Origin of the sequence: Undibacterium sp. Xuan67W, assembly GCF_049340165.1 — a bacterium.
In the GTDB taxonomy this organism is placed as follows: Bacteria; Pseudomonadota; Gammaproteobacteria; order Burkholderiales; family Burkholderiaceae_D; genus Undibacterium.
In genome coordinates this window covers 1-12,570 of sequence record NZ_JBMPPN010000014.1, presented here as the reverse complement: position 1 = coordinate 12,570, position 12,570 = coordinate 1, and the positions used below count along the sequence as shown (strand labels likewise).

Genomic DNA, 12,570 nt, shown 5'->3' with positions numbered 1-12,570 from the left:
AGTGCGAATGTCAACCGGATCGGGAGGCGTAATTAGTTTTTCTCCTTCTGCTAAAGCACACATTTCAAAAGCATTGTTATTGTATTATTGCCACTCTTTCTTTGATTTGAGCAGATGATGATCACTACAACGATGCAGCGCGTATTTTCTTCCGTGTTTCTGCTTGCACTAAGCTGGTCCGCACAAGCGGCGATCACTCTGTCTGACCCAGTTCCTGTCGGGCCGCAAGTGAAAATCGGTAAACTCGCTAACGGCCTGACCTACTATATCCAAAAAAATACCAAACCCGAGCAGCGTGTCGAGCTCAGGCTTGTGGTCAAAGCGGGCTCTATTTTAGAAGACGAAGATCAGCAAGGTCTCGCTCACTTCACCGAGCACATGGCGTTCAACGGTTCTCGCCATTTTAAAAAACATGAACTGATTTCTTATTTGCAGTCGATTGGCGTGAAATTTGGTGCTGATCTGAATGCCTATACCAGTTTTGACGAGACGGTGTATATCTTGCCCATCCCGACAGACAAAAAAGATAATTTAGAAACGGGATTCCTGGTTCTTGAGGACTGGGCGCAAGGCATCTCGATGAATGACGCTGATATTGACAAAGAGCGCGACATTATTCTGGAAGAAGCACGTCTCGGCAAAGGCGCGACTGACCGTATGAATAAACTGGTATTACCGGAGGTATTTAACGGATCAAAATATGCCGAGCGTTTGCCGATTGGTAAAGAAGACATCATCAAAAACTTTAAATATGAGGCCATCAGACGGTTCTACGCTGACTGGTATCGCCCTGATTTAATGGCAGTTGTTGTGATCGGTGATGTTGATCCGGTTCAGGCTGAAAAAATGATCGTTGCACATTTTTCAGGCTTACAAAATCCGGCGAAAGAGCGTGTCCGCGACTATGCAAAAATTCCCGACCGTCCTGAATCAAAAAGCCTGGTAGTCACGGATAAAGAGGCGACTAATAATGTTGTCCTGATCCGTTATCCTGTTCGCACATCCGCTCAGGAAAAGACCATGGCGGATTATCGTCAGAACATGATAAAAAGACTTGTCGCTAATATGATGGCGCAGCGTTTGCAAGAACTGACACTACAGGCAACGCCGCCGTTTTTGGGTGCGTCGAATTCACTGGGAATGATCGTTCGCGGCTATGAGTCATATTCATCCTATGCCGTGCTGGGACGCGGTGGCGTTGAGCCGGCAGTCCGTGCGGTGGTTCAAGAGAATGAAAAAGCGCGTCAATATGGCTTTAGTAACGAGGAACTGGAACGCGCTAAAAAAATGCAGCTACGAAATATAGAAAGTGCCTATAACGAACGTGATAAAACTAATTCCGTTACTTATGCTTCCGAATATATTCGTCATTTCCTGACGCAGGAAACCATCCCCGGCATCGTCAATGAATTCGCTTATTTCAATGAGCTTTTGCCTGGAATTAATCTGGCTGAGGTGAACGATTATGTGCGTCGTTCTATTCCCGTCGCAACACAAAAATTAGTAGTCTATATGGGCTCGGATAAGACTGAGGTACCTGCGCCGACAGAGAGCGCATTACTGCAATTGGTCAATGCCGCGGAAAAAATGCCTGTTGTGGCGAACGAACAAAAAAAGGTCGCCGCTAGCCTGATGGAGCGTCCGGTAAAACCGGGTAGCATCGTGTCAGAAAAACCCAATAAAGACCTCGATCTTCTTGAGCTTGAATTATCAAACGGCGTAAAGGTGATTCTCAAGACCACCGATTTTAAAAACGATCAGGTCCTGATCAGTGCCACTCGTTTCGGAGGTCAGTCTCTGTATGGTGACAAGGATAATTTCAATGCCCGTTATGCTAACGCGGTTGTCTGGAATATGGGCTTAAAGACGTTTTCGCCGACGGATATTCCTAAGGTACTGGCAGGAAAGTCAGCCAATTTGCAGACCAGCAGCGGTTTTTATACCGAGAGCTTTAGCGGCAATGCCGGCACCGCCGATGTAGAAGCCTTATTCCAGTTACTGTATTTAAGAATGACAAGTCCTCGTAAAGATGAGGAATTATTTAAAGCATTCGTTAGTAAAAGTCAGGACGCCACAAAAAATACCATGGCCAATCCTGAATCGATATTTAACGACACGCTGATATCGACACTCTTCAATGACCATCCTCGTCTGGTACATACTGCAAAGCCAGAAGACTTTAGCAAAATCGATCTCGACAGATCAATGACGATTTTTAATGAACGTTTTAGCAGCGCAAAAGGATTGACCTTTATCATCGTTGGCAGCTTCGATGTCGATAAAATGAAACCGCTGATCACTAGCTATCTGGCAAATTTGCCGACGTCGGAGCTCCCCGTTAAATACAAGGACCTAGGATTGCATGCCGTATCGGGCGTTATCAAGAAAGAGGTAAGAGTCGGCAGTGAACAAAAGAGCCGGGTTTCTATTACGTTCAACGGCGATGCTCGTTATTCCAAAGAAGAAAACTTACGTTTCCACGCGATGATTGAAGTCATGAATTTGCGTATTACAGATATTTTGCGCGAAAAAATGGCCTTGATTTATGGTGGCGGTATGAGCGGTGCGCTTAGCCGCACACCGACGCAAACTTACCGCATCGGTGTCATGCTGCCATGCGGCCCTGACAACGTAGACAAAGTGATTGCAACGATGTTTGCAGAAATTGAAAAAATGAAAATAGTAGGACCATTGCCATCTGATCTCAATAAGGTCAAACAGAACTGGCTTAAAGAACGCCAGACCCAGATGCGCACTAACGGATATTGGCTGGGTAATTTGCAGGATTCAGTGTTATATGGAACCGATATGGCAGAAATGCTGAGTTACGAAAAACGACTTGAGGACGTTACCGTCTATGATGTGAAAGAAGCGGCTAAGCTCTACTTTAATACGAACAATTATGTGCAACTCGTGATGTATCCTGAGAAGTAATTAATGCAGTAGTGCAGTAGTGCAGTAGTGCAGTGATGAATGCAGTGATGCGGTGAAGTAAACGATGTAAGCAAGAATGACTATCGCTTATTTTGCTGAGGTGTCGCAATAGAGCAGTGTGCAGAATGGGTTGCGCTCTGCTCTTTTTTTGTTGGTATGGGTCTGGAAGAAAAAATGAATCTCTTGCATCCTGCGATCAGCATGCTGCACTAATTACTGCATGCAGCATCGTCTTTATTTTTATTCGCTTTTTCACTTTACATCACAGGGACATCCATGGATCTGATCATACGACATGCCAATTTGCCAGATGGTCGCCGCGATATTGATATCGCGATACAGGGCGGACGTATTATGGCTGTCGATCACGCGCTTCCTATGCAAGCCAGTGAGGAGATCGATGCTGCTGGCGATCTGGCGTCTCCTCCTTTTGTTGATGCACATTTTCATATGGATGCAACGCTGAGCTATGGGCAACCGCGTGTTAATCAGTCAGGTACTTTATTGGAAGGTATTGCTCTGTGGGGTGAGCTCAAGCCTTTACTCACACAAGAAGCCTTGGTTGAGCGGGCAATGCAGTATTGTGATTGGGCGGTGGGTCGCGGCCTGCTCGCGATCCGTTCACATGTGGATATTTGTGACGATCGTTTACTGGCAGTCGAGGCTTTGCTCGAAGTGAAAAAACGTGTAGCACCGTATATCGATCTGCAATTGGTCGCTTTTCCACAAGACGGTATTTTGCGTAGTGCAACGGCATTCGATAATTTACAGCGCGCCATGTTGATGGGTGTTGATGTGGTCGGAGGAATTCCGCACTTCGAGCGTACCATGGCGGACGGCGCAGAATCGGTCAGACTGCTATGTGAGTTTGCCGCGCAAAAGGGCTATCGCGTCGACATGCACTGTGACGAGTCCGATGATCCCATGTCGCGCCATATCGAGACACTCGCCTATCACACACAGAGGCTAGGCATGCAAGGCAGGGTCACCGGCTCGCATCTGACATCAATGCATTCAATGGACAATTACTATGTCAGTAAATTATTGCCGCTGATCCGCGAAGCCGGCGTAGCCGCAATCGCAAACCCGCTCATCAATATCACATTACAAGGCCGTCACGACAGCTATCCGAAGCGCCGCGGCATGACCCGTGTGCCTGAGATGCTAGCAGCCGGAATCACCGTTGCCTTTGGTCAGGATTGCACAATGGATCCCTGGTACAGCCTGGGATCAGGAGACATGCTGGAAGTCGCCCACATGGGACTACATGTCGCGCAAATGACCGGTCAGCAGGCAATGCAGCAATGCTACGCAGCGGTGACGGAGATGCCGGCGCAAATTCTAGGCTTGGAGAATTACGGTATCTACGCGGGTGCCAACGCCGACCTCGTGATTCTCGATGCAGGCAGCACCATCGAAGCAATCCGCCTGCGCGCGCCGCGCCGCTGTGTGATACGGCGTGGCAAGGTAATCAGCCAAAGCCCTGCTGCGTTGGCGAGTTTGAGTTTGCCGGGGCGACCTGCATTCGCCGATTTCCGGCTTCGGTCATAAATGCTTACAACATACAGCCCTGAATATCTGAACTTTACTTAATATTCTGCTTCTAATTTTCAATCTTGTATTACCGTGATGTTGCATCATGTTATTACCTTATGCTGTTTTGATCGTTCACCTAGTCATCCTAGTTACCAAGAGAGGCTTCTCATGCACAGACCCATTTCAGCCAGTCTATTACTACTCTCCCTTGCCGGAAGCGCTTACGCACAAGTCGTGCAAAATGATGAGCAGCGCAGCACTCTGAGTGATCAGCAGGAAGTTGCTGTGACGATTTACAACGAGAATCTTGCGCTGATAAAAGATCAGCGGAAGTTGCAATTGAAGCGTGGCGCATCGGCGCTTGCTTTTCGCGATGTCAGTGCCAGAATGCGGCCAGAGACGGCCTTGTTGCGTAGCGTGACAGCACCGGGTAGTTTGTCTGTCGTTGAGCAGAATTTTAATTTTGATTTGCTGACACCACAAAAACTATTGGAAAAATATGTGGGTCGTAACGTCAATATTATTCGCACCAATACGGCAACCGGAGCGGAAACGACCGAGTCGGCTCAAGTGTTGTCTGCCAATAATGGCGTGGTGTTGAAGATCGGTGATCGCATAGAAACTGGTTTGCCTGGCCGCATTATTTACCCTGATGTCCCTGCGAATTTGCGTGACCGTCCTACCCTTGTGATGGCACTCGATAACAACGGCGCGCAGCAACAAGATGTCGAACTTAGTTACCTGACGGGCGGTTTGTCATGGAAGGCTGATTATGTCATCGAACTGAATGCCACTGACGATAAACTTGATATTTCGGGTTGGGTCACACTGGGTAATACCAGCGGTGCTACGTATCGCAATGCCAAGCTGCAACTGGTGGCTGGTGACGTGCATCAGGTCACGCAAAGAGTTGAGGTTACCGGCAGTTCAAGAGCGAAATCGGATACTCGACTAGCGATGGTGGCAGCTCCGGCCATGGCCGAAGAGTCTTTGTTTGAATATCATTTGTACACACTGGACAGGCCAACCACCATTGCAGAAAATCAGACCAAGCAAGTGGCATTGCTGGCCGCTTCCGGTGTCTTGGCGCGTAAGGAATTGCTCTTGACTGGCAATGACTATTATTACCAGAGCAGTTACGGTGATCTCGGTCAAAAAATGAAGATAGGTGTCTTCGTTGAGTTCGACAATAAAGAGGCATCCCAATTGGGTATGCCTTTACCCAAAGGTGTCGTACGTGTTTACAAAAAAGACGGTAAAGGCAATGCACAGTTCATCGGTGAGGACAGTATCGATCACACACCGAAAAATGAAAAAGTCCGACTTAAACTAGGTGATGCTTTTGACGTGACCGCCGATAAGAAACAGACTGACTTCAAAAAACTCGCAGGCTCCGGCAAGTACAACTATGTATTTGAAAGCGCCTATGAGCTAGTGTTAAAAAATGCAAAAAAAGAAGCTGTTGTCGTGACTGTGCAAGAACCTATGCCAGGAGACTGGCAAGTACTGAACACCAGCCACCCGTTCACCAAAAGCGCCAGCAACACGGCGGTATGGAAAATCACCGTGCCAGCCGAGGGGAACACTAAGCTGACTTACCGTAGCCTGGTGAAGTATTGAGTTGAGTCGTCTCCTGGTCGAGTTGCCAGCTTTCACTAAGCATTACCTTGGTAGTGCCAAGTTTTATGACGACTTGGTGCAATCGATTCTGAGATTTTCGTCACTCCAGAAACGAACCTGCAAGCTGCATGCGGCTTTCAGAGGCATTTCATGCCAGAAGGCGCATCCCGCTTGCGGATTCTTTTTTAAAAATGATCTGATAGTTACAGCATTACGACATAAGTCTTAAACGATCACAGGAACATCCCACCGGATGCCTCGACACGCTGCGCATTGATCCAGCCGCTGCCATCCGACAACAAAGATGCGATTACTCCGCCGATATCATCCGGCAAACCGACGCGGCCTAATGCTGTCTGGCTCGCGACAAACTGATTCAGCTGCTGGTTGTCTCTGACAGCGCCGCCGCCAAAGTCCGTCTCAATCGCGCCTGGTGCGATGACATTCACGGAGATGCCGCGTGGTCCGAGTTCTTTAGCCAGGTATTTTGTCAAGACTTCGATCGCGCCTTTCATCGACGCATACGCGACATAGCCAGGCAAGGCAAAGCGAGTCAGTCCAGTTGAGACATTCAAAATACGTCCATGATCCGCGATCAGTGGCAGCAAGGCCTGCGTCAGGAAAAATACACCCTTGAACTGAATATTCACTAACTGATCAAACTGCGCTTCACTGGTCTCGGCAAACGTCGCATGAATACCGATCCCCGCGTTGTTCACCAAAAAATCAAAATGCTGACGTTGCCAGGTCTGGTTCAATGCCGCGTGTACCTGATTGCTGAACTCGGCGAAGCTGCTTACCTTGCCAACATCGAGTTGCAGCGCAACCGCTTTACGGCCCAGCGCTTCGATCTCGGCAACGACGGCCAGTGCATCTGATTGCTTGCTTTGATAGGTCAGAATGATATCGACGCCTTGGGCCGCGAGTTTCAGTGCGGCGTTTTTGCCCAGACCACGACTACCACCGGTAATGATTGCGATTTTTTGAGTCATTTTGCTGCTCCTGGTTAATGTAGATTAAATGTGTATTGCCCAAATTGTTTGGGATGGAGGCAGTGTATAACTTGATTTAACTGGTATAAAGATAGTTAAAATGATTGCACTGTTCGTCAATAACGAACAATAAATAACGAATAATAAATAGCGAACAATAAATAACAGACGGAGCCTTACCATGAATCGACTGGAAGCCATGCAAATCTATGTGCGGGTTGCCGAGCTTGCCAGCTTTACGCAGGCGGCAGACAGTCTTGGTCTGCCCAAGGCCAGCATCTCTACCGCCATCAAACAGCTAGAAAGCTTGCTCGGCACGCGGCTGCTTAACCGCACCACGCGCACGGTGCAGATGACGCAGGACGGCGTCTTGTTCTATGAGCGCAGCAAAGACATGCTCGCCGACATGGATGAGTTGCAGACGATGTTTCAGCAAGGTGAGGGCGAGATTAGCGGGCGTTTGCGCATTGATTTACCGATTGGTGTCGCGCGTTATATTCTGATTCCCCGTTTGCCGGAATTCCTACAGGGTTTGCCTAAGCTAGAAGTTGAAATCAGCAGCACCGATCGCCGGGTCGATCTGGTCAGAGAAGGCTTTGATTGCGTGATGCGTATCGGTGCGCTCAGCAGCTTGGGTGAGAGCGCACTGATTGCCAGACAGCTAGGCGAGCTGCGGCAAATTAATTGTGTCAGCCCCGATTATCTTGCACGCTTTGGCACACCACAGTCGCTGGACGACTTGCGCCAGCATCGCCTGATTCACTACACCGCCAACTTTGGCGGCAAGCCGGTGGGGTTTGAATATGTCGACAACGGACAAAATAAAACCCTGAAGATGACTGGCAGCATCACCGTCAATAATAGCGATGCTTATCAGGCCGCCTGTCTGGCGGGCTTTGGCATTATCCAGGTGCCGGTGACCGGCATGCAGCGCGAGCTGATTGCTGCGGGACGGCTGGTCGAGATTTTGCCCGCTTACACCGCACAAGCCATGCCCGTTTCTTTGTTATACGCCAACCGGCGACACCTGCCCAAACGCACACAGCGTCTGATGAACTGGATCGCGGAGGTGATGGCACCATATCTGGTGTCACCAGATTCGCGCGGTACCTAGTGGTACAAGGAGTTTGTCGTCGCGCTCAGGTAATACGAGCTCACTTCAATTGCCTATAAAAACCACTGACTATTCAAATAATTTGTAAAGCATGCTTGACATCTGGTTTGTTGATAACTAATATGTAAAACATGCTTTACATCGTAATCGAGGTAAAAAAGTTGGGCAGCGAAAAATAGTTTGAATCGCTGCTTATTTTTTGCAGAGCCGTGTCAAGTTTCCTTGACTTGGTGCAGTGGAACGCAGACTCGTTAAAACTTTGAGCAAGCGAACGAAAATCTAGTCATCACCATAGAAAAAAACGCAGTAAAAACCGAAGTAATCGCGCAGAAAAAAACCAAAGTCAGCAAGGTGACCATTCACCCTGCTTTTTTTAACGGCATCAGTGTCAAGCAGGCTTTACATTTTGTTTAAGGAGACCCAAATGAATGAAGCAGCGTATTCAAAAAGAGACAAAGAAATAGCAAGGAAATACCGCAAGGAACTAGGCTTGTCGGTTGTGCTGTACGTGATTGTTTTGCTCGTTTCAATTAGTTATGCAAAGCCGATGGCGGACAGTGTGCTCCGTACTTTGATCGTCATGACGCCAGTGATTCCCGCGTTTGGGGCACTGTGGGCGATCGTACGTAATTTCAAGCGCATGGATGATTATGTCCGCGTCTGGCTGCTCGAGGTGGTGGCGATTTCCGGTGCCATCACCGCGTTTTTTAGCTTCAGTTACGGGTTTCTGGAGGGGATAGGTTTTCCTCGTTTGAGCGGGTTTGTCACCTACGGCATTTTTATGGGGTGCTGGTGCCTGATTATCGGTATTCGCAAAATTCTGGAGCGTGAAAAATGAAAAACATCGTCAAAGAATTACGAACCCAGAGAGACTTAAGTCAAGCCGCGCTCGCCGACTTGCTGGATGTCTCGCGACAGACGGTGAACGCGATTGAAACCGAGCGTTATGACCCTAGCTTGCCACTAGCTTTTACGATCAGCAAATTATTTGGATTGCCGATTGAAAAAATTTTCTTCGTCGATTGAGCCAGATAATCCGCTAAGCCGATAAAGAATGTACTCAGAGATGAACTCAGTTGATTTTAGAAATTCAGTTCAGTAACAACGACTAATAAACTGTTAATAATTGATAGAGGAATTACCATGAGCTTCCCATCTTTTTGCCAAAACAAAATATCCTATTTCGCAATCATTGTCGCCATCGTTACGGCGATTTCGTCCAGCAGCAGTAAAGCGGCTGACGCATCTGCTATTGCATCGACTGACACGTCCGCTGTTGCTAATGAAGTGTCCAGACCCAGTACGGCGACGGACTATCAGATCGGTAGTATGTATGTCGAACAGTACCTCAACCCGAATGCAAAAGGCGCACCTGTCATCCTAATCCCCGGCTTATCCAGCGGTGCTTACGTTTGGGATGACACGGTCAAAGCGCTACAAAATAAGCACAGTATTTATGTGATCACCCTCGCAGGCTTTAATGGAAAACCCGCGATGCCCGGCGCCAAATTGCTTAAAGCCAAAGAATCACTGGCGGAGTTAATACGAACAAAGAACATCCAAAAGCCGGTATTGGTTGGTCACAGTTTAGGCGGGGCTCTATCGATTTGGTTTGCGGAGGATTATTCCAATCTGATTAGTGGTGTTTTTGCTGTTGACGGCTTGCCTGTAATGCCACGATCCGAAAATATGACTGCCGAACAGAGACAAGCCATGAGCCAGGGAATGAAAACGCAAATGTCCGGCGTCACCCAAGAAGTTTTCGCCGATCAGCAACTGAAATATATGCAAGTGATCGGCGTCATTGACCAGGAACTTGCAAAAAAACTGGCCATCCGCAGTGCGACCAGTGACCGCACCGCATTTGTTGACTACATGGCTGAATTGTTTGCTACCGACATGCGCAAAGATCTGCCTTCGATCACTGTTCCCTTAGCCGTTGTATCGCCGTATTACGAAAAAGATTTTGTATCGATGCCTATGTCAGAGGATCAAAAAACAGCTTATTACGCATCGCTGCTATCCGGAGTGAAGAACTTGCAGATGATCTCAATAAGCAATGCGAGGCACTTTGTCATGCTCGATCAACCTGCCATCTTTAATGACAAGCTACAGAGTTTTATGAATTCAATTCACTGAGTTAGATATGCTCTGATCAAATCCGCGCAGCAGTCGCAGCGCGGATTTTTTATCATCTGGGTAGACAGATATTGCGCTGATGACGCGCTGGTAGAATCTCGCCACCCGCAACGCTTTTACGATCTCTGAGCAATCCCTTAGCAAGCCTTTAGCAACCCCAGGAATGCAAGCTCGCCGTAGGCGTATTCTTGCCGGGTTTTGCTGTGGATGACATCAGAACAATCACAGCCGTACTGTTTGGGCCGTCTATTTCAATAATGAAATCCGGGAAACCATCGCCGTCCATATCCGTAATCCCGACGATGCGTGAGGCCCAGCCATAATAGCCAAGCGCGTACTCAAACTGCTTACCATCGTATTCAATAAAGTACGTTGCACCTTCACCGTAGGGCGCACCGTTTTTTCCCTTCAGTCCATTTTGAATCCGCATGCCAAACGGCACCTCGTTCAGTTTTAAGCGATATTGATAATCGAGTTCGGGGTTGAGAATATGTCCACCGTTTTTAAACACGTACAGAGGATGCTTACCCGCTTTGATCGGTGATCCGGGCACGCGCAGATGCAAGATGCCATCACTTTCCTGCTCTGTGAATTCAGCAGATGAACTTGCCGGAGGAGCGTTTTCTTCCGGTATCTGGCGAACGATTTTGTTCAACCATTCCGGGTTTTTGTCGGCTGGGGATTGCGCCTCGATATGCAAGACGTTCTCTTCGATGATCAGGCTATACCATTGATCCCTTGGCCATTTTGCCGGCACCAGATGTTCAAATTGTTTTGGCACACCATAACTACCAACATCTTGACGCCACTCACCGACTTTAAGCAGCGCACCGGGCTCCTTGTCCGCTGCGTAACTCAAGGATGTCAGTAGCAAGCTTGCCGACAATAAGATGCGTGATGGAATGGTTTTCATAATGATGACGTGAGCTAATGTGTTATCTCAATGAATTCAATCAAGCTAATGCGATGTACTTTTAAGATAGATCGCTTCCATGTAATGCATCAACCGGCCAGTACGTCATGCCTACCGTTTATCCAGATAACCCCAGGCAACGCCTATGAGCAGGCCACCGGTATGTGCCCAGTTCGCGATCGAACCCAGTACGCCAACCCAACATAAAACAAACCAGCCGAGCATCATTACAATCGTCTGTTGCGTCAGGATGATGCCAAATCGCGGGTTGGTGCGTCCTTGCATCCAGATGTAACCAAACAAGCCATACAGCACACCCGACATGCCGCCAAAGAATGGCGATTGCGTCAGCAAAAATTGCACGAGATTTGATCCGATACCAAGCACGACAATAAACAGCAAATAAAACGCCGTACTTCGCCTGCTCTCAATCAGCTTACCCAGATCCCACATCGCCATCATATTAAACACCAGATGCATGACACCAAAATGAATAAATATCGGTGTGATGAGACGCCAGACTTCACCATGCATAATATTGTCCAGGCCGTGGCTGGCCGGATCGGCAATCCATAGCGGGCTTAGTATGGCATCGACTGCGCCTAGCTTAGACAATAGCGCGACCAAGAGACTGATGGCGATCAGCGCATTCGATACGCTGAGATATTTTTTAATCGTGAACATGGGTTGTAGGATCACTCTTCGTCGTCAAATTCTTCGGCAAGATTTTTCCAGCCATGACGTGCAGCGAATGTGCAGAATTCTTCCGGAGCTTCCAGCACGATCAGCTTTCTTTCTTGCAGGCCCAGATCGCTATGTCCAAAGTCCGGCCCGACATAACCGAGTTCACGCAACTTCGCCATGATCTGACTGAGCAGCACTTTATCGTTGTACAAGCCATTTTCGATCGGTGCGGCAAAGTCGATGTAGACATCAATGATGCCGTAGCCTTCATCAAAAATCCGTATCGCTTTGACGTCGTGGCTAGCGCCGCTGGAGTCAGTGGCTTTGAACGGGCCGCTTAATTGGATGTCTGTGTCTATTGTCATTTTGGGATTTGAAATTGAATTGAGAATTGAGTGATGAGAAAAAACGTACAGTTGAATAAGGCTATGTTTAACAATTTTTCAGTGAAGACTGCTCGCTTTTTGATATTAAGTAACGTTATTACACGATGGTTCCTAGCTCTCAGGCCGTAGATACTGTCTTGCAGATCAAGCGAATTCTGGATTAAAAGGGGTTTTAGACTTAAGGATCGTAAAAGCCAAAGAAAGTAATTTTCGCATACAAGCAACGATAGCGAGCATCTTAGGTTTTCCTGC

Annotated in this window: 11 protein-coding genes; 7 read left to right on the top strand and 4 right to left on the bottom strand. The window is 48.0% G+C overall.

The window, feature by feature from the left end; all coding sequences use genetic code 11:
- The first annotated feature begins 117 nt into the window (after positions 1-117).
- The 3 genes from ACO0LE_RS13280 (at position 118) to ACO0LE_RS13270 (ending at position 6,090) form a co-directional block, all read left to right on the top strand.
- Positions 118-2,934, top strand: coding sequence for a M16 family metallopeptidase (locus ACO0LE_RS13280; protein ID WP_422960834.1), 2,817 nt, complete (start codon positions 118-120; stop codon positions 2,932-2,934).
- 276 nt (positions 2,935-3,210) lie between these two features.
- Positions 3,211-4,485, top strand: a complete 1,275-nt coding sequence (locus ACO0LE_RS13275; protein ID WP_422960833.1) for an amidohydrolase family protein — start codon at positions 3,211-3,213, stop codon at positions 4,483-4,485.
- 153 nt (positions 4,486-4,638) lie between these two features.
- Entirely contained in the window at positions 4,639-6,090 is a 1,452-nt protein-coding gene (locus ACO0LE_RS13270) for a DUF4139 domain-containing protein (RefSeq protein ID WP_422960832.1), read from the top strand.
- 233 nt (positions 6,091-6,323) lie between these two features.
- On the opposite strand, the gene ACO0LE_RS13265 is transcribed toward ACO0LE_RS13270, so the two are convergent.
- Positions 6,324-7,082, bottom strand: a complete 759-nt coding sequence (locus ACO0LE_RS13265) for an SDR family NAD(P)-dependent oxidoreductase (RefSeq protein WP_422960831.1) — start codon at positions 7,080-7,082, stop codon at positions 6,324-6,326.
- Between the two features lie 181 nt (positions 7,083-7,263).
- Here ACO0LE_RS13265 and ACO0LE_RS13260 point away from each other — a divergent pair, with 181 nt between their 5' ends.
- The 4 genes from ACO0LE_RS13260 to ACO0LE_RS13245 all read left to right on the top strand — a co-directional run bounded on the left by ACO0LE_RS13260 (position 7,264) and on the right by ACO0LE_RS13245 (position 10,335).
- On the top strand, positions 7,264-8,196 hold the full coding sequence (locus ACO0LE_RS13260) for a LysR family transcriptional regulator (RefSeq protein ID WP_422960830.1): 933 nt from the start codon (positions 7,264-7,266) through the stop codon (positions 8,194-8,196).
- A 424-nt stretch (positions 8,197-8,620) separates the two neighbouring features.
- Positions 8,621-9,034: a hypothetical protein gene (locus ACO0LE_RS13255; RefSeq protein ID WP_422960829.1), complete on the top strand. Its 414-nt coding sequence runs from the start codon at positions 8,621-8,623 to the stop codon at positions 9,032-9,034.
- Complete coding sequence (locus tag ACO0LE_RS13250) at positions 9,031-9,222, top strand: helix-turn-helix transcriptional regulator (RefSeq protein ID WP_422960828.1); 192 nt, start codon at positions 9,031-9,033, stop codon at positions 9,220-9,222. Before ACO0LE_RS13255 ends, ACO0LE_RS13250 begins: the two co-directional genes overlap by 4 nt.
- Positions 9,223-9,339: 117 nt before the next feature.
- A complete protein-coding gene (locus ACO0LE_RS13245; protein WP_422960827.1) occupies positions 9,340-10,335 on the top strand; it encodes an alpha/beta fold hydrolase in 996 nt (331 codons plus the stop codon).
- Between the two features lie 148 nt (positions 10,336-10,483).
- Here the strand turns inward: ACO0LE_RS13245 and ACO0LE_RS13240 are convergent, their stop codons facing one another.
- The 3 genes from ACO0LE_RS13240 to ACO0LE_RS13230 all read right to left on the bottom strand — a co-directional run bounded on the left by ACO0LE_RS13240 (position 10,484) and on the right by ACO0LE_RS13230 (position 12,297).
- On the bottom strand, positions 10,484-11,248 hold the full coding sequence (locus ACO0LE_RS13240) for a hypothetical protein (RefSeq protein WP_422960826.1): 765 nt from the start codon (positions 11,246-11,248) through the stop codon (positions 10,484-10,486).
- A 111-nt stretch (positions 11,249-11,359) separates the two neighbouring features.
- Entirely contained in the window at positions 11,360-11,932 is a 573-nt protein-coding gene (locus ACO0LE_RS13235; protein WP_422960825.1) for a rhomboid family intramembrane serine protease, read from the bottom strand.
- Positions 11,933-11,943: 11 nt separating this feature from the next.
- A complete protein-coding gene (locus ACO0LE_RS13230) occupies positions 11,944-12,297 on the bottom strand; it encodes a hypothetical protein (RefSeq protein WP_422960824.1) in 354 nt (117 codons plus the stop codon).
- Between the last annotated feature and the right edge of the window lie 273 nt (positions 12,298-12,570).